Annotated in this window: 12 protein-coding genes and 1 rRNA gene; 4 read left to right on the plus strand and 9 right to left on the minus strand. The window is 60.3% G+C overall.

Features of this window, described 5'->3' with window-relative positions; genetic code table 11:
- Positions 1-4 precede the first annotated feature (4 nt).
- Positions 5-120, plus strand: a 5S ribosomal RNA gene (gene rrf, locus ACU680_RS10635).
- Positions 121-184: 64 nt separating this feature from the next.
- On the opposite strand, the gene ACU680_RS10640 is transcribed toward rrf, so the two are convergent.
- From ACU680_RS10640 to ACU680_RS10655, 4 genes are all read right to left on the minus strand, one after another.
- Positions 185-1,363, minus strand: coding sequence for a PepSY-associated TM helix domain-containing protein (locus ACU680_RS10640; protein ID WP_448179421.1), 1,179 nt, complete (start codon positions 1,361-1,363; stop codon positions 185-187).
- Between the two features lie 76 nt (positions 1,364-1,439).
- On the minus strand, positions 1,440-3,941 hold the full coding sequence (locus tag ACU680_RS10645; protein ID WP_448179422.1) for a TonB-dependent siderophore receptor: 2,502 nt from the start codon (positions 3,939-3,941) through the stop codon (positions 1,440-1,442).
- An 87-nt stretch (positions 3,942-4,028) separates the two neighbouring features.
- Positions 4,029-5,030, minus strand: coding sequence for a FecR domain-containing protein (locus ACU680_RS10650; RefSeq protein ID WP_448179423.1), 1,002 nt, complete (start codon positions 5,028-5,030; stop codon positions 4,029-4,031).
- Positions 5,030-5,530, minus strand: coding sequence for a sigma-70 family RNA polymerase sigma factor (locus tag ACU680_RS10655; RefSeq protein WP_448179424.1), 501 nt, complete (start codon positions 5,528-5,530; stop codon positions 5,030-5,032). Before ACU680_RS10655 ends, ACU680_RS10650 begins: the two co-directional genes overlap by 1 nt.
- 311 nt (positions 5,531-5,841) lie before the next feature.
- Here ACU680_RS10655 and ACU680_RS10660 point away from each other — a divergent pair, with 311 nt between their 5' ends.
- Positions 5,842-7,722, plus strand: a complete 1,881-nt coding sequence (locus ACU680_RS10660; protein ID WP_448179425.1) for a methyl-accepting chemotaxis protein — start codon at positions 5,842-5,844, stop codon at positions 7,720-7,722.
- A 146-nt stretch (positions 7,723-7,868) separates the two neighbouring features.
- Here ACU680_RS10660 and ACU680_RS10665 read toward each other — a convergent pair whose 3' ends face one another.
- The 5 genes from ACU680_RS10665 to ACU680_RS10685 all read right to left on the minus strand — a co-directional run bounded on the left by ACU680_RS10665 (position 7,869) and on the right by ACU680_RS10685 (position 14,948).
- Complete coding sequence (locus tag ACU680_RS10665; protein ID WP_367082328.1) at positions 7,869-8,336, minus strand: SRPBCC family protein; 468 nt, start codon at positions 8,334-8,336, stop codon at positions 7,869-7,871.
- A 22-nt stretch (positions 8,337-8,358) separates the two neighbouring features.
- Positions 8,359-11,751 (minus strand): amino acid adenylation domain-containing protein, encoded by a 3,393-nt coding sequence (locus ACU680_RS10670; RefSeq protein ID WP_448179426.1) that lies wholly within the window; start codon positions 11,749-11,751, stop codon positions 8,359-8,361.
- A 13-nt stretch (positions 11,752-11,764) separates the two neighbouring features.
- Entirely contained in the window at positions 11,765-12,694 is a 930-nt protein-coding gene (locus ACU680_RS10675) for a diiron oxygenase (RefSeq protein WP_448179427.1), read from the minus strand.
- Positions 12,691-13,467: a DUF3050 domain-containing protein gene (locus ACU680_RS10680; RefSeq protein ID WP_448179428.1), complete on the minus strand. Its 777-nt coding sequence runs from the start codon at positions 13,465-13,467 to the stop codon at positions 12,691-12,693. The genes ACU680_RS10675 and ACU680_RS10680 overlap by 4 nt, the downstream gene beginning before the upstream one ends.
- Positions 13,468-14,237: 770 nt before the next feature.
- Positions 14,238-14,948 (minus strand): GntR family transcriptional regulator, encoded by a 711-nt coding sequence (locus tag ACU680_RS10685; RefSeq protein ID WP_400760220.1) that lies wholly within the window; start codon positions 14,946-14,948, stop codon positions 14,238-14,240.
- A 196-nt stretch (positions 14,949-15,144) separates the two neighbouring features.
- On the opposite strand from ACU680_RS10685, the gene lapG reads away from it, so the two are divergent.
- Together lapG and lapD are read left to right on the plus strand one after the other, a co-directional pair.
- Entirely contained in the window at positions 15,145-15,837 is a 693-nt protein-coding gene (lapG, locus tag ACU680_RS10690; RefSeq protein WP_007962016.1) for a cysteine protease LapG, read from the plus strand.
- Positions 15,838-15,851: 14 nt separating this feature from the next.
- Positions 15,852-17,798 carry a cyclic di-GMP receptor LapD gene (gene lapD / locus ACU680_RS10695; RefSeq protein ID WP_448179429.1) on the plus strand — a complete coding sequence of 649 codons (1,947 nt, stop codon included), beginning with the start codon at positions 15,852-15,854 and terminating at the stop codon, positions 17,796-17,798.
- Positions 17,799-17,847: the final 49 nt, after the last annotated feature.

Raw genomic sequence — 17,847 nt, forward strand, 5'->3', positions numbered from 1 at the left:
ATTTCTTGACGACCATAGAGCGTTGGAACCACCTGATCCCATCCCGAACTCAGAAGTGAAACGATGCATCGCCGATGGTAGTGTGGGGTTTCCCCATGTGAGAGTAGGTCATCGTCAAGATTAAATTTCAAAACCCCTGTCTGCGTTAGCAGACAGGGGTTTTGTCGTTTCAGGACTCCAAATATCAGGACGCTTTACGAGCCTTGCTGATGCGCCGAGCCTGCCATTTACGCCACCAGATATACACGCCAGTCCCTGACAGGCCCGCGATCATTACACCTAACACCGCAATGATCACTTGCCCGGTGAAGCCGATGATCCGTCCGCCATGTATCGGTAACTGCAATCGGTAAAACCGCTCCCCCAATGTCCCTTGTCCGGCAATTTCCTGACCTAATAATCGCCCGTCAGTGCCGTGGAAGAACAACCAGGATTTGCCATGCGCTTGAGTGTCGTGTTGCCCGAATCCTGCACCGTAAAAGTTGTACTCAAAGCTGTAATACAATTCCCCGATCGCCGCTGTCAGCCCCAACCTCTTTCCCTCCTGCAATGCCCTTTCGTACGCCTGTTGATAACTCAATTGCGTCACCCCCAACTCGGAAGGAGGTATTCGTCCTCGGGCTTCATAAACGCTCGGCTCAATCGGCGAAAACAGCGACACTGTTGGTTTGAATACCTGACTTGGCAGGTTCATCGCGATACTGCTGACCGCAATCGGTAGCAACAATAACCACAGCCACAATCCCCCGGCTCGATGCAGATCGAAGTTGAGCCGATAAGCGTGCCCGCCCTTGATTTTCCAAGCCGTCGACCATTTCTTCCAGAACGGTTTGCCACGAGGAAATGTCAGCCACAGCGCGATGAAGCAATCGATCACCCAGGCGCTGGCAACCAGACCCATCAACCACAAGCCCCAGTTACCGGGCAGGGTCAGGTTGTAATGAAACTCGAGAATGAACGGAATGAAGTTCTCCCGCGCGAAGCAGCACTCGCCCCAGTAACGTTGGCCTTTCTGCTCGGCATTGACCGGATCCAGATAGAACACCTGATTGCGCTCATCAAACGGTTTGCCTGTCGCCGGGTCGTTACGCGGAACAGCTGCCAATAGCGCGGTATGCCCCAACTCGTCCGGGTACTCCATGTACCAGACCTGCAGCCTCGGATGCGTGGTTTGCACAGCCTCGACCAACGCCCCGGGAGGCAATCGCTGCCCCTCTGCGGAGGCTGCATAAAACTGCGGATTCAGCCACTCATCCAGCTCATGATTGAACGCCAGAATGCTCCCGGTGATCCCGGCCAGCAGCAAAAACACCGCCGTCGCCAGCCCGATATAGCGATGCAACAACACCAATAATGCGCGCATGAAATTTCCCCACAAAGACGACAAAGCCAGCCCCTGAACAATCATGGGCTGGCTTTTTTATGCACAAGGCAAAGGCTTAGAACTGGTAGCTGACCGTGGCGGCGACGTTGCGCTCTTCGCCCATGTAGCAGAAGTTCAGACTCGCGCAGGAGGCGACGTAGGATTCATTGGTCAGGTTGTTTGCGTTCAGGCGCACGTCGACACCCTTCAAACCAACCTTGCCCAGGTCATAACCGATCGATGCGTCGAACAAGGTGTAGGACGGCACCTTCAGCGTGTTTTCCGCATCCGCCCAACTGTAGCCGACATAGCGCACACCACCGCCCAGACGCAGGCCATCGAGTGCCGCGCTGTCGAATTTGTAGTCCGCCCACAGCGACGCCATGTGCCGCGGTGCCTGAGTCGGCGAATTGCCTTTGTTCTCGATCACATCGGTCGGTGTGCTCAAGGTGCTGACCATCGATTTCGAATACTCGATATCGGTGAAGGTGTAGCTGCCGAGTACTTTCAGGTTGTCGGTCACCTGCATGTGCGCTTCCAGTTCCAGGCCTTGCGAACGGACAGCGCCTACAGCGCGATAGAAGTTTTCCTGCGGCAGTTTGGTCGCCAGGTTTTCCTGATCGATGCGGAACAGCGAGGCGGTGAACAGGTTGTCGGTGCCCGGCGGCTGGTACTTCAGGCCGACTTCCCATTGCGTACCATCGGTCGGCGGCAGCGGATTGCCGGCGCTGTCGGCATACGAGTTCGGGTTAAACGACTCGGAATAGCTGATGTACGGCGCCAGGCCGTTATCGAACAGATACAACGCGCCAGCGCGACCGGTCACTTTGGTGCGGCGGTCATTGATTTCCGTGCCCACCGGACGGCCCGCTTCGGCGATACGGTTCTCATCCGAGGTCTCGACCCAGTCCTGCCGCAAACCCAGCGAGAAGCGCCATTGGTCCATCTCGATCAGATCCTGCAGGTACACGCCGGTTTGCTCCAGGCGTCGCAGGTAACTGGTCTCGCCGTACAGGTCGATCGCCGAGTTGCCGTAGACCGGATTGAACGCATTGATCGGCGCCAGACCGCCGCTGGTCCAGTCGACCACCGTTTTGCGCCGCTGATAGTCCGCACCCATCAACACGGTGTGCTTGGTAGCCCCGGTGAAGAATTCGGCCTGCAGCATGTTGTCGACGATGAACGCATGCAGACGTTCATCGCCGCCGGTGTAGTAGCGGTTCAGTTCATTGCTGGTCGGCGTCGTCCAGCCATAGGCGTAAACCTGATCCATGTTCACTTTGGAGTCGAGGTAACGGAAGTTCTGCCGTGCGGTGAAGACATCGTTGAAGCGATGTTCGAACTGATAGCCGAACGACTGCTGATCCCGCGAGTAACCATCAATTCCCGGCTCGCCCTCGAAGAAGTGCGGCGAGATACGATTGCCGTTGCGCTGATGAATCGTCCCGTCTGCTGGCACGCCGCCGTGGTAGCCGCCATCCGGATCATGTTGCAGATACGCCTGCAGCGTCAGCGAGGTGTCTTCAGTGAAATCGATGCTCAGAGTCGGGGCGAGGGCGAAGCGTTTTTCCTTGTTGTGGTCGAATTGCGTGTCGGACTGATCGGTCAAACCGGTCAGACGATAGGCAATGCGCTTGTCGTCATCGACCGGACCGCTGAAGTCAAAACCGATCCCGCGTTGACCTTGGGTACCGACCGTGGCCTGAACCTGATGATAGGCCTCGTACAACGGCTTTTTGCTGGTCAGCGCCACCAGTCCACCGGGCGAACTGCGACCGTACAACACTGACGAGGGGCCTTTGAGAATATCCACGCGCTCAAGGAAATACGGATCGACCTGCATGGTGCTGTAGGTGCCGCTGTCGCCCATCGACTTGAGGCCGTCGAGATAGATGTTGTCCACCGAGCCGTCGTTGAAACCGCGCATCGCCACATAGTCGTAACGATGGGTCGCGCCGTAAGGGTTGGTCAGCACCCCGGGGGTATAGCGCATCGCCTGGGAGACAGTCTGTGAGCCCTGATCGTCCATTTGCTCGCGAGTGACCACGGACACGCTTTGCGAAGTTTCCAGCAACGCGGTACTGGTCTTGGTGGCGATCTGACTGTGGGTGGCGTTGTAGCCTTCCATGCTGCCCAGCGCGTTGCCGAGGGCGAAGCCTTTGATGTCGGTGGTCGGCAGCGCCAGTGCGGCGCTATCGCTTACTGAGTGCAGGATGTAGCTGCTGCCGTCCTGGCTGAGCGCTTCCAGCCCCGAGCCGCTGAGCAAATGGTTCAGCGCCTGATCGGTTGAATATTCGCCCTGTACGCCCGGAGACTGTCGCCCCTGCGTTTGCTGCGGGGTCATCGACAAGGTGATGCCCGCCTGGCGCGCAAACTGGTTCAGCGCTTCGCCCAGCGGGCCGGCGGCGATGTTGTAGCGATGACTGCTCGCTTCACTGGTGTTGGCGGCGAGGCTAATGCCGGGCAATGCACCGGCACCCAGAACGGTGGAGAGCAGGGCGGCGCGAATGGCGTGGCGCAGCAGGCCCGATTCGGCAGTGAAATTCAGCGGGTTCTTACAGGTGATGCGGACAGTCATTGTAGGTTTCCGTGGCAAGTCGCAAAGGCTGAGTTGAAGTGCTTACTGACCAAGCCGGACTTGTCGCGAAAACCCGCCAAAATAAATTCAGGTCACTGCTTCCAGCGTGACCCACCAACGGGTGCGATAACGCAATTGCACCGGCAACGTCTGCGGCAGGATGGCCAGCAACTTGTCGGTGTCCTCCAGGCGGAACACTCCGGACAGGCGCAAGTCCGCCACCTGCGGCGCGCACGTCACAAAACCCTGACGATAACGCCCGACTTCATTGAGGAAATCGCCCAGGCGCATGTTGCGAGTGACGATCAAACCGTCGACCCACGCACCCGCCTCCATATTCAGTGAAAGTGCCGGGCGCACCTGATGGTGATCGATCAGATAGGTCTGCCCGGCGAGCGCCTCGACCGAGGTTGCGCCGCTGCGGATGGCGACGCTCCCTGAGCTGACGGTGAGTCGCGTGCAATCGTTGTCCTGACGCAGGATGAAGCGGGCTTTTATCGGCTCATAACTTCCGTGACGACTTTGCACGCGAAGTGGCCGGTTGAACGCCGCGCCTTCATCGTTACCGCCGCATGTGACGATGATTTCGCCGCGAGTGAGTTTGATCAGCCGCTGCTGCGCGGTGTAATCCAGATCCACTGCGCTGGCAGTGTTCAGCTCGATCCGCGTGCCATCGGGCAACTGGAAGCTGCGGCGCTCGCCGGTCGCCGTCGCGTAATCAGCGCGCCACTGCTGCCAGACGGAGGTGTCCTTGGCCAGCCATGCCGCAGAGCCCATCAGCACCGCGCCAGACAGTAGCTTCAAGGCTTGTCGCCGCCCCAGCCCTTGCGCACTGTTTTCCAGCGTATTGAACGCCACCTGGGCGCCGGGCACGGTGCGCAGGTTATGGCTCAGCTCAGCCTGAAGCGACTGCACGCGCTGCCAGGCCAGTTCATGCTCATAATGTTCGGCGCGCCACGCGTCGCACTGATGACTCAGGCGCGCATTGCCATGGTTGTTGCGCAGCCGCAGCAACCAGTGAATGGCTTGCTTGACCACCTGTTGTTGCGGCTCGGTGCGGCGCCCGGCTGCGTTGTTATCCACAGGCATCAGACTTCGTACCGCAACACATAGCAGTGATACAGCGCATCGGCGACGTAACGTTCGACTGAACGCAGTGACAAGTCCATCTGCGCAGCGATCTGCTTGTGAGTCAAACCTTCGCACTGCGCCAGTAGAAACGCCTGACGGACTTTCGGGCGCAAGCCTTCGAGCATACGCGCGACGCTCTCAAGCAACTCGATCACCAACGCGCGGGCTTCGGCGCTCGGGGTTTCGGCTTCGGGCAAGTGGGCGATGGTTTCGAGATAGGCGCGTTCGATTTCTTCACGACGCCAATGGTCGATCACCAGACCCCGGGCGATGGTGCGTAAAAATGCGCGAGGCGCCTTGAGTTCAAGACGTTCGCTGCGCTGTATCAGACGGACGAAGGTGTCCTGGGCCAGATCCGCGGCATCCGCGGCGTTACCCAGCCGCGCCCGCAGCCAAGCGTTGAGCCAGCCGTGATGACTTCTGTAAAGCGCCTGCACTGCAAACTCAGGTGAGGACATGAACGCGACAGCCCGAACGTCACAAATGATAATTAGTCGCATTTTTATCAGGGGCTGCGAATTTTGCAACCTCCGCTCGGAGATCCAGCAAAAAAACTTCGTGGCGAACGCTCTGGCACGCCGTTCGGCGGGAATCTGACAGAAATGCAGGCCATTTCCCACGCAGCCCTAAGATTTCCGCGAATGGTGCCGACAGACTGGTGAGACATGCGTGCACCAAAGTAGAGCGGCCGTCAGAACGCCGCCTGCGCTGTACATGGAATGTTGCATCCCGGAACGCATCCCCACTTTTGCATAAGAAGTCCCATGAAATGAATCTCAAGTTCAGCCATAAAATCCTGTTGGCCGCCTCGGGCGTCGTGGTCCTGGCTTTCGCTTTGTTCACCCTCTACAACGACTATCTGCAGCGCAACACCATTCGCCAGAACCTCCAGTCGTCCGTGCAGCAGGCCGGCGATCTGACCGCCAGCAGCGTGCAGAACTGGATGAGCGGGCGAATTCTGGTGCTGGAAAACCTCGCGCAGAACGTTGCCCATCAGGGCAAAGACGCCGACTTCCCGGGGCTGGTCGATCAACCGGCCTTCACCTCGAACTTTCAGTTCACCTACGTCGGCCAGGCCAACGGGGTGTTCACTCAGCGCCCTGACGCGAAGATGCCCGACGGCTACGACCCGCGTCAGCGCCCTTGGTACAAGCAAGCAGTCGTTGCTGACAAAACCATGCTGACCCCGCCGTACATGGCGGCGGTCGGTGGTCTGGTGGTGACCATCGCCATGCCGGTAAAAAAGAATGGCGAACTGCTGGGTGTGGTCGGTGGCGACCTGAGCCTGGAAACCCTGGTGAAGATCATCAATTCGGTGGACTTCGGTGGCCTCGGCCACGCGTTCCTGGTCAGCGGCGACGGTCAGGTGATCGTCAGCCCGGACAAAGACCAGGTGATGAAGAACCTCAAGGACATCTACCCGAATTCCGGCGTGCGCATCGAGAAGGGCAACCAGAACGTGGTGCTCAACGGCCAGGAACGCATCCTGTCGTTCACCCCGGTCAGCGGTTTGCCGAATGCCGACTGGTACATCGGGCTGTCGATCGATCGTGACAAGGCCTACGCCGCCCTCAGCCAGTTCCGTACTTCGGCGCTGATCGCAATGTTCGTCGCGGTCGCTGCGATTGCGCTGCTGCTGAGCCTGCTGATCAACGTGCTGATGCGTCCGCTGACCACCATGGGCCGCGCGATGCAGGACATCGCTCAAGGCGAAGGCGACCTGACCCGGCGTCTGGTGGTGGAAGGCAAGGATGAGTTCGCCGAACTGGGCAGCGCGTTCAACCAGTTCGTCGAGCGCATTCATGCGTCGATTTCCGAAGTGTCGTCGGCCACCCGTCACGTGCACGACCTGTCGCAACGCGTGATGGCCTCGTCCAACGCCTCGATCGTCGGTTCCGACGAGCAAAGCGCGCGCACCAACAGTGTCGCCGCAGCGATCAACCAATTGGGCGCCGCCACCCAGGAAATCGCCCGCAACGCCGCCGATGCCTCGCAGCACGCCAGCGGCGCGAGCGAGCAGGCCGATGACGGTCGTCAGGTGGTCGAGCAGACCATTCAGGCGATGACCGAGCTGTCGCAGAAGATCAGCCTGTCGTGCACCCAGATCGAAACCCTGAATGCCAGCACCGACAACATCGGCCACATCCTCGATGTGATCAAAGGCATTTCGCAGCAGACCAACCTGCTGGCACTCAACGCGGCGATTGAAGCGGCCCGTGCCGGTGAAGCCGGACGCGGTTTTGCGGTGGTGGCGGACGAAGTGCGCAACCTCGCCCACCGCACCCAGGAATCGGCGGAAGAGATCCACAAAATGATCACCTCCTTGCAGGTCGGCTCCCGTGAAGCGGTGACCACCATGAACGCCAGTCAGGCGTCCAGCGAAGAGAGCGTGGAAGTAGCCAATCAGGCCGGTCTGCGCCTGGTCAGCGTGACCCAGCGCATCGGCGAAATCGACGGCATGAACCAGTCGGTGGCCGCTGCAACCGAAGAGCAGACCGCGGTGGTGGAAACCCTCAACGTCGACGTCAACCAGATCAACCTGCTGAACCAGCAGAGCGTGGCCAACCTCAATGAAACATTGAAGGATTGTGATGCGTTGTCGCAGCAGGCCAATCGCCTGAAGCAGTTGGTGGACAGCTTCAAGATCTGACGTCTGGCAGACCGCGTTATCGTTCATCGCGGGCAAGCCCGCTCCCACAGGATTTCTGGCGAACACAACATCTGTGACCGACCTGGAACCTGTGGGAGCTGGCTTGCCAGCGATAGCGGCGGTGCAATCACCGCAAATCCGAAGCCTTAGACAAACAGCTTCAGCACATTCCCCATCGCATCATCGGCAAACCCCTGCACGAAATCCTTGAATCCCGGCAGCGCCTCGGCACCTCCGTTGGCCGGCTCGGCAATGATCGTCCAGGTCGCCCGCGACTTACCCGCCCCCAGCGATTCCACGTTCATCGCCGCCCACAAATTCGCCACGCCCAGCGTGTTGTAGATCGTGGTCCAGGTCATGGCGCGCGCCTGCTCATCGCGGGAGTTGAGTTGTTCGACCACCACGTTGCCGTCCTTGAAGAATTTCTTGCGCAGCGAAGACACGCCGTCGCCGGTCATCTCGATGTGTGACAGCGCCGGAATGAAGCGGTCGAAGCCTGCGAAATTGCCGACCACCGCCCAGACCTGCGCTGCGTCCGCCGGCACTTCCACCGACGACACAACGTGGCAGCCGTGCGGGTTTTTGATCAGGGTGTCGGGTTGCAGATTGCTCATGGTGTTGCTCCTTCTTGATGAGTTAGATGAAGTTGATCTGTTTCAGGTAATCGCAGCCGCGACGCAGCAGCGCCGGAGATTTTTCCGGATACTGCGCGCCCATCTGCTGCACACCGGCTTCGGCGTTGGCGTGGCCGATCAGGGAGATGTCGCCGATGTCTTCCTCGAAGCCGTTGAGGTAGAAACCGAGCACGCCGAACAGCGCGTTGTCGGCGTCGACCCGGCCCAGTTGCTGCTGCCAGTCGGCGACGCTGACCAGCGAGAACTCGCTGCCGGTTTCGCGGAACGAAGCGACGTAGGCGTCCCAACTCAGCGGCTCGGGGTTGTGCAGGTTGAACACCGCTCTTTCGCTCGAGTAACGGCTGGCGTGGAAGGCGATGAAGCGGGCGAGAAAGTCCACCGGCATCAGGTCGAAATTCAGCGCGAAGGCCGGCACCTGTCCGAGCTGGATCGAACCCTTGAGCATCAGCATCAAACGGTTTTTGTGCGGCTGGCAGACGCCGCTCAGGCTGTTGAAGCTGATGTTGCCGGGGCGATACAGATTGACCCACACCCCGCGTTCGCGGGCCCGTTCGAGGATGCGTTCGCCGACCCATTTCGACAGGTTGTAGCCGTTGCGGATGTAGATTGGCGGGGTCGCTGCGGCGGGCAATTCGAGCACGCGGCCTTCGCTATCGACGGTGCTGGAAGCGGACAGCGTCGAGACAAAGTTGAAGACCTTTTTGCTGCGCCCTTCACACAGACGCAGCAGCTCTAAAATCGGCTCGACGTTATCCGCGGCCAGCGACTCGTAATCGAGCACGTGATTGACGTTGGCGGCGTTGTGCACCAGCGCGCCGAACTCGCGATCGAGGCGCTGATAATCGTCATCGGCCAGACCCAGTTGCGGACGGGTGAGGTCTGCCGAATAGATCCGTACCCGACTCAAATCCAGATGCTCCAGACGGTTCTCGCGCAACGCCTGGGCAAAGCGCTGCGCCGCGGTTTGCCCGCTCCCGTCACGCACCAGACACGCCACCTCGCTGGCGCCCCATCCAAGCAGCGCTTCGACGATGTGCACGCCGACAAAGCTGTTGGCGCCAGTGACGATTACCTTGTGCACATCGCCCAGGCGACTGATCGGCAGCGGCTCGATGTTCAGCGGACGCTCGGCGTCGGCCATGGCCTGGGCGCTGAGCACCGCGCTGTCATCGGTACCGCGCACCAGCGTTGCGAGCTTGATGATGGTCGGCAATTCGATGAAGCGGTTGATCGAGATGCTGCGCCCGAATTCCTCACGCAAGCGCAGCAACATCCGCGACAGCAGAATCGAATGACCACCGAGATTGAAGAAGCTTTCGTCGGTGGAAATATCGCTGCTCGGCAGCTCCAGCAACTCTGCCCAGATCTCCAGCAGCAGCGCTTCGTCAGCGTTTGCCGGCAGGCATTTCGGGCCGCTGTCCTGCACGCTCACCGGCAGCTCCAGCAACGCCTTGCGGTCGACTTTGCCGTTGCTGGCGAACGGCATCTGCGCCAGTTCAGTCCATGCCACCGGTTGCATGTAGTCCGGCAGAAACTGCTGGGCATGCGCCTTCAATGCATCGCGAGCGGCGTCCGATTGCGGCTGCGCAAGGAACGCCAGAATCCGCCGCTGACTGTCGATCACCACCGCCACCTGACGGTACAACTGGCTCTCGCGCAGGCAGCGCTCGATCTCTTCCGGCTCTACCCGGAAACCACGAATCTTCACCTGATTGTCACGCCGTCCGCACAGCTCGATGCCGTGTTCGCCCCACTTGGCCATGTCGCCACTGCGGTAGGCGCGCAAGCTCTCACCGTGCGGCAGTTGCAGGGTCAGATAACGCTCTGCGGTCTGCTGCGGATTGTTCAAGTAACCGAGGCAGACGCCGGGGCCGACGATGAACAATTCGCCGACGGTGTTCTCCGGCACCGGTTGCAAGTCGTCATCGAGAATCAGCACCTGACTGTTGGCAATCGGTGCGCCAAGAGTGCGGTTGCTGTCACCCGGCTTGAGCTGGCGAGCGGTAATCAGCACCGTCGCTTCGGTGGGGCCGTAGAGGTTGTGCAGCTTGCCCTGACGGGTCAGTTGCTCGATGACGAAAGGCTCGCAGACGTCGCCGCCGGTCATCACTTCGACGCCTTGCAGTTGCTCCAACGGCAGGATGCTCAGCAGCGCCGGCGGCAGGAACGCATGGGTCAGTTGCCGACGGCGGATCAGCGCCACCAGTTGCAATGGATCGCGGCGTTGCGTGTCATCCGGCACCACCAGTTCCGCGCCTTGCAGCAGACTCGGAAAGATATCGATCAGCGAAGAATCGAAACTCAGCGAAGAGAACTGCAACACCCGGCTCTCGGCGCGCAGCTGCACGTAATCGGCGTACCACGCGGTGAAGTGCGCAAGGTTCGCCTGGCTCAAGAGCACGCCCTTCGGATGCCCGGTGGTGCCGGAGGTGTAGAGCGCCATGCACGGTGCGTCGAGCGACGGCCGCTGACGCATCAACGGTTGGCTGATATCCGCGTCCGCGCTGTCGATACGACTGACATCCAGCCCGGGCATCGACTCACCGAGCGGATGCTCGCCGTCGTGTAGCAACAACACCGCGCCGGCGTTTTGCAGGATGTATTGCTGGCGCTGCAACGGATGGCTCGGCTCCAGCGGCAGATACACGGCGCCACTGCCGAGCACCGCCAGAATCGAGGCGAACAGCGCCGGACTTTTCGGCTGGCAAATGCCCACGATCCACGGCTGCGGATGCTGCTCGAGCAACGGTTGCAGACGTTGCTGGATCGCCCGGCTGTGAGCATGTAACTGACGATAGCTGAGCGACTGCTCGGCCAGGTGCAGCGCCGGCCGTTCGGCGTGTTCGATCAGACTCTCTTGCAGGCGCTTGATCAGCGGGATCTGCGCCTGCTTCAGCAGCACCGAGCTGGCCGTGTCGTTGAGGCGATGGACGTAGGCCAGGCTGTCGAGAAACCGCAGGTCCTCCACCTGTTCGAAGTCCGGTGCCGTGGCGGGCATCGCCTGCTGGAAATACTCCGCATCGCGGGAGAAGCGGCTGACCAGCAGCGCGACTTCGTCGATCACCTGCGTCAGCACCCGTTGACGCAGAGCCTGACCATTGCCGGACGGCTCATCGCCAATCGGCACACGGCTGATCAGTGATGAGCCGAGGAAGCACAGCAGGTCGAGTGTCGGCAAACCGCCAAGGCCCGGCGCCCCGATACCCAGACGCAGATGCAAGTGCGGGATGGCGCAGAAATCGCCAGCGCCGATGAAGCCATCGTCGATGATCAGATCCACCGGCGATTGCGCCGTACCGCTGCGTCGTAAGGAATGACCGTGCTGTTCGAGTTCCTGCGCCAGGTCGGTCATGGCTTGGCTGGCGCCAATCAATAAAATGTCGAGACGTCTCATGTCGGCCTCCTCATCAAACCAGATAGTCACGCAGGGCGTGCTGCACGCAGGGCGTTTCGAGCAGCGAGCTGCTGTGGAAAAAGCGCACGATGTTGCCCACCAGCGGATGGTGGCGATTGATCGGAAACGCCAGCCCGGCCATTTCGTCCTTGAGCGAGCGGCGCACTGCCTCGCTGACCGGCAAGGCGTCGATCAGGCGCAGATCGAAGGACTTCTGGATGTCGTTGGTCAGGTAATGGCCGATGAACACCGGCAGGATCTGCGCGATGGTTTCCCGATCCGCGTCATTGGCGGTGTGCCAATAGATGCGCACCATCCGGGCCCAGAAGCTGGAATGCCGGCCCTCGTCGAGCAAGTGATCGGCCATCAACCCTTTGATCGATGGCTTGACCGTATCGTCCCGGGCGAACGCGGCGACGTCGCCGGTCACGGTGTTCTCGGCGATGGCCACGCAGATCAGTTCCACCGCGCTGCGCAGGTGCTCGGGCGCCAACGCCACAGCGGCAGGAATTGCCCGGCTCAGTTCGATTTCTGCGGGCAATTCGATCGGCTCGATGCCGGTCATGGCCACGGTCTGCTGCATGAAATCCATCGCCACCAGTGCGTGGTAATCCTCGTCCACCACCACGGTCATGGCGTCATAGCGACAGGCGAACGGGAACGGCACGGCGAAGCGATTCTTGGCGATGGCGCGGGCGGTCTGGTCGACGATTTCGGTTTCGAAAATCACCACGTCGTTGATGAACTTGTACAGCGTCTGCACCAGGGCGAAATCACGCTGCTGCGGGCACTCGCGCAGGAAGGTTTCGCTGAGCACCAGCGGCTGGCGGCTCAACGGATAGATCAGGCGCTCATCGTCTTCGAGCACGCGCCGTGGCCGGGTGCGGATGGTGGCGCGGGTTTCCCAGGCGTCGGCGAAGGATTGATAGTCGGCGGCGTTCATTGGGCCACCTCCGCCAAGGGTTCGCGCATGCTCAGGCGCAGGCCGTCCCACAGGGCGATGCGGCTTTCCACCGCCGCGATGGCGCTGGCATAGACCTCGGCTTCGCGCTGCGGATCGCCATCGACCAGGCGTTCCAGCAACTGCTCCGCCGCCGGGCCGTGATCTTCCGAGTCGACCTCGATGTGGCGTTCCAGGTAGTAGCGAAAGGTCGGCGCCTGCTCGATGCCGATCCCCCAGTCATCAAGAATGCGCTGGAACATCGTCGGGATCACGCTCTCGCGACCATGCAGGAACGCGGCAGCAACGCTGTGGCCTGGCGCATGCAGCGCGGTGTTCAGCGTCTCGCGCACAAATTTTGCTGCTGCCGGATCCACTTCGACGCTTTGCAGGGCGACGTCGTAACTCACGCCTTCCTGTTGCAGCGCGACAAACCGTTCGACCGCCGTGGTGCTCGCACCGACTTCGCGCATCGCGTCCAGGTACAGTTCGAAATGGCTGTAATGGCCGTGGGCGGGACGATCATCCGACTCTTCGCCAAGCACGATCTCGTTGATCAGCCGCGCAGCATGCGGGTCGCGTGGCGGCAGCCATGGCAGGCGGGTGCAGGTCAGTTCCTGTTGCAGGCGCTTGGTCAGCGACATGAAGTCCCACACGGCGAAGACGTGGGATTCCATGAACCTGCGCAGTACCGATAACGAATCGATTTCGGTAAAGATCGGGTGAACGCTCAATTGCGCTTTTTTCAGGGCGAGTTGTTCTTTAGTTGGCATCATGGCGAACCTCGGTTTTATTGGAATAGAGGGAGTTGCTCGTTCAGTGCATCAACGCGGACTTGATAAGTTTGAAATGTTTTCTATTGGCGAGCGCGGGCCTCATTCGGGTTAATGAAAGTTTGCAAAGTGCATGAAAGGCTCTCGGTCGTGCGTTGGCGACTATTTGCCAAAGCTATTGACTGACTGCAGAGCGGCGCCGTATTTGCTGGGCGAACCCTGCTCGGCGAGGAAAAGCTAATACATCGTCAAATATCTTAACAAGTTTATTTTTAATTATTTTTAGTTGTATGTTTTTCAAGTATGAGTCGGCCTGGTAAAACTTTTGATTTAAGTTTTACTTGGGCGTAGTTGCTCCTTTCGGCAAATAATGGCCAAAATTGAATACAAGAGTGAATGCCTCACTCAAAGCAACTTTAAGCAGCGAAAAATTGATGTGATGTATAGGAATGAAAGTGGGCCGGAAACGGCGCCGTAACTTCCTTTTATCCCGTGGCAAGGCTCCTTCCGTAGGTTCCTGGTGCGGGGACTGCGCCGGCGGTGCGGTGCGTCGCCCGTTCTTCATGGGTTGGCCGTTTAAGAGTGCGGGTAAATTGGCGGGACGGCTATGACCGATTCGTCCGCAGCGAACTGCAATGCCAGGCTTATGGGCGCAGGGAGGTTAGAGCGAACAGGCGGATCCGCCACCGGGGTTTGCGGCAGACCGTAGAGGGGATTTGTAAGCGGGTTATTCGCCGGTCAGCTGCGAGGGCCTGAGACCGGCGTGGAGAGCATCAGCGCACGGCCTTGCGGTTTTGTCCGGCAGGGCTGGCGAGAAAGCGGGTGATGACCTCGACGCCACGGTTGAGGTGATGCGTGAGCAACTTCACCGACAGCTCGACGTCGCGCGCGATCACGGCCTGGAGCATGGCGCGGTGATCTTCCTGGGACAGTTTGCCCAGGCCCATGGCTTCGAGGTTGAAACGCAGAAAGCGCTCCTCCTCGTTGAGGCCGTCTTCGACCAGCCGCAGCAGACGCTTATTCGGTGCCTTGCTGTACAGGGCCATGTGGAAGAGGCGATTGAGCCGCCCGATTTCGCTGTAGTCGTGCTGGGTTTCGAGTTCTTCGATATAGCCGGCGGCGTGTGCATGATCGGCGCTGGTCAGCAGCGGGATCGACTGGCGCATGGCTTCGGATTCGAGGAGGATCCGCAACTCGTAGGTTTCGGTGGCGTCGCCCTGAATCAGCGGCGCAACCACGGCGCCCTTGTGGGTGGTGACGCTCAGCAGTTCCTGCGCTTCGAGCTGGCGCAGAGCCTCGCGCACCGGCATGCGACTGACCCCGAACAGGTCGGCCAGGTCCTGCTGGCGCAGGGCGGTGCCGCACGGCAAGCGACCGTCGAGGATCGCCGAGCGCAGGGTCTCTTCGATGATCGAGCGGGCGAGGTGTGCGGGAATCGGCCCATCGACTTTGATGCTGTGCAGCGGTTTGGGCTTCTGTGTCACAACTACTCACCCTGAATGACCACGGAATTTGGATCCAAAGACACTAGTGATTGCTCTACAGGTTGTCAAACCATGTAAAGGATTGCTGTCCTGTGTGAAGTTTAGCGCGATGGCGATGATCTCATGGTGCCATTGTTTTTTGCCGGGCTAAGCTTCACCATCAAACGCTTTCCTTCCTGCCCCCTGGAAACCTGCTGTGGCGGTACGTTTCGCGATCCCCCGGACTCTGCGCTGGCTAGGCTGCGCACTGTTGCTGGCCGGCGTCATGCTGGGCGGCCTGCATGCCGATTGGGATTTTTCCGCGATCAGCCGCAAAGCCACGGCGTTGTACGGCCCGTTGGGTGCCGGGCAGCAGCGGATCGATGCGTGGCAGAACCTGCTGGCCACGCAGAAACAGGTCAGCGAGATGGAAAAGCTCAAGGTGGTGAACCTGTTTTTCAACAAACAGGTGCGTTATGTAGAAGATATCGATCTGTGGGGGCAGGTCGATTATTGGGAGACGCCCATCGAAGCCCTGTGGAAAGGCGCCGGCGATTGCGAAGACTACGCGATCGCCAAGTATTTCAGCCTGCGCCATCTCGGGGTCTCCAGTGACAAGCTGCGCATCACCTACGTCAAGGCACTGCGCCAGAATCGCGCGCACATGGTACTGACTTACTACGCCACCCCCGATGCCATGCCGCTGGTGCTCGACAGCCTGATCGATCCGATTCAGCCTGCGTCCCAGCGAACCGATTTGCTGCCGGTCTACTCTTTCAATGCTGAAGGTCTGTACCTGCCGGGAGCCAAGGGCAACAAGAAGGTCGGTGACACCAAACGCCTGTCGCGCTGGCAGGATGTGCTGAAGAAAATGCAGGCCGAAGGTTTCCCGGTCGAAACGACTAACTAGGAGCACGCGCTCAGATGTCTTTGTTCAAACAGCTGTTGATCGCTATCTGTCTGTTCCTGGTGGTCGCCTTCACCGGCAGCTTCATGGTCAGTCTGGAGAGCTCGCGCACCCAGTACGTCAACCAGCTGCGCTCTCACGCTCAGGACGCCGCCACGGCGCTGGCATTGTCGCTGACGCCGAATATCGACGACCCGGCGATGGTCGAGCTGCTGGTCAGCTCGATTTTCGACAGCGGCTATTACGCGAGCATCCGCGTGGTCGATCTCAAGACCGACAAGACCATTGTCGAGCGCAGCGGGATTCCGGCGGTGAGCAATGTGCCCGACTGGTTCGTCAACCTGATCGGCCTGGAACCGGCCGGTGGCGACGCACTGGTCAGTCGTGGCTGGGAGCAGGCGGCGCGGGTCGAGGTGGTCAGCCACCCAATGTTTGCCGTGGCCAAACTGTGGCAGAGCGCGTTGGGCAGCCTCGGCTGGCTGCTGCTGTGCGGCGCGGTCAGTGCAGTGCTCGGCGCGCTGCTGCTGCGCCGACAATTGCGCCCGCTGGATTACATGGTCAAACAGTCCCACGCCATCGCCCGCCGCGAATTCCTCAGCCTGCCGGAGTTGCCGCGTACCCCTGAACTGCGGCGCGTGGTGCAGGCGATGAACCAGATGGTGGAGAAGCTCAAGGCGTTGTTCCAGGAGCAGGCCGAGCGCAGCGAAAAACTGCGCGCCGAGTCTTATCAGGACAACCTCACCGGGCTGGCCAACCGGCGCTATTTCGAGATGCAACTGCACAACCGCGTGAGCAATCCGGAGCAGGCCAGTTCCGGTTACCTGCTGCTGTTGCGGGTCAAGGATCTGGCCGGGCTCAATCAGCGTCTGGGCGGTCAGCGCACCGATGAATTGTTGAAAGCCGTCGGCGAGCAACTGTCCCGCGAATGCGCCAAATACCCGGAAACCCAGAACCTCGTCACCCGGATTCGCGGTGGTGAGTTCGCCGTGCTGGCGCCGGGGCTGGTGCGCGAAGAAGCGCTGCAACTGGCGCAGAATCTCGACAGTGCGCTGAGCAGCCTGCACGCCACCGGCGCCACCGATGTGCCGGCCGTGGCCTCCATCGGCCTCGCCCCGTTTGCCCACGGTGATTCGCCGCAAACGGTCCTCACGTTGGGCGATCAGGCGCTGGCGCAGGCCGAGGGGCAGGGCGAGCAGAACTGGGCGTGCATCGATCAAAGCCTGGTGGCGGACGTCGGTGACGATCACCACGCCTGGCATCGCTTGCTCGATCAGGCGCTCAATCAACAACGTTTCGAGCTGTACTTCCAACCGGTGGTGGCCGCCCAGGACACGCAACTGGTGCTGCATTACAAAGTGCTCTCGCGCTTGCTCGATGATCAAGGCCAGACCATCCCGGCCGGGCGTTTCCTGCCGTGGCTCGAGCGTTTTGGCTGGACCGCGCGGCTGGACCGTCTGATGCTCGAGCGCGTGCTGGAGCAAATGAAGGCGCATGAAGATTCGCTGGCGCTGAACCTGTCTTCGGCGACCCTGGCCGATCCACAGGCGTTGAACAAAGTGTTCGAGATTCTGCGCGCGCACTCCGACCTCGGCGAGCGCCTGACGCTGGAGATCGGCGAGGAGCAATTGCCGGAGCAAGCGGTGCTGGAGCAGTTGACCCGGCGTCTGCGTGAACTCGGTTTCTCCCTGAGCCTGCAGCGCTTTGGTGGACGCTTCAGCATGATCGGCAACCTGGCACGGCTGGGGCTGGCGTATCTGAAGATCGATGGTAGTTACATTCGCGCCATCGATCAGGAGAGCGACAAGCGCCTGTTCATCGAGGCGATCCAGCGTGCGGCGCACAGCATCGACCTGCCATTGATTGCCGAGCGGGTGGAGACCGAAGGCGAGTTATCGGTGATTCGCGAGATGGGCTTGTATGGGGTGCAGGGGCAGTTGTTTGGTGAACCCAAGCCCTGGAGCTAAGACCTTATCCTTGTGGCGTCAGTGATGCCGCCATCGCGGGCAAGCCCGC

The sequence above is a fragment of the Pseudomonas sp. LF020 genome, from assembly GCF_053456425.1.

Coding starts and splice junctions, on each gene's coding strand:
- ACU680_RS10640 (WP_448179421.1), bottom strand. CDS start 1,363: ATGCGCGCATTATTGGTGTTGTTGCATCGCTATATCGGGCTGGCGACG.
- ACU680_RS10645 (WP_448179422.1), bottom strand. CDS start 3,941: ATGACTGTCCGCATCACCTGTAAGAACCCGCTGAATTTCACTGCCGAA.
- ACU680_RS10650 (WP_448179423.1), bottom strand. CDS start 5,030: ATGCCTGTGGATAACAACGCAGCCGGGCGCCGCACCGAGCCGCAACAA.
- ACU680_RS10655 (WP_448179424.1), bottom strand. CDS start 5,530: ATGTCCTCACCTGAGTTTGCAGTGCAGGCGCTTTACAGAAGTCATCAC.
- ACU680_RS10660 (WP_448179425.1), top strand. CDS start 5,842: ATGAATCTCAAGTTCAGCCATAAAATCCTGTTGGCCGCCTCGGGCGTC.
- ACU680_RS10665 (WP_367082328.1), bottom strand. CDS start 8,336: ATGAGCAATCTGCAACCCGACACCCTGATCAAAAACCCGCACGGCTGC.
- ACU680_RS10670 (WP_448179426.1), bottom strand. CDS start 11,751: ATGAGACGTCTCGACATTTTATTGATTGGCGCCAGCCAAGCCATGACC.
- ACU680_RS10675 (WP_448179427.1), bottom strand. CDS start 12,694: ATGAACGCCGCCGACTATCAATCCTTCGCCGACGCCTGGGAAACCCGC.
- ACU680_RS10680 (WP_448179428.1), bottom strand. CDS start 13,467: ATGATGCCAACTAAAGAACAACTCGCCCTGAAAAAAGCGCAATTGAGC.
- lapD (WP_448179429.1), top strand. CDS start 15,852: ATGTCTTTGTTCAAACAGCTGTTGATCGCTATCTGTCTGTTCCTGGTG.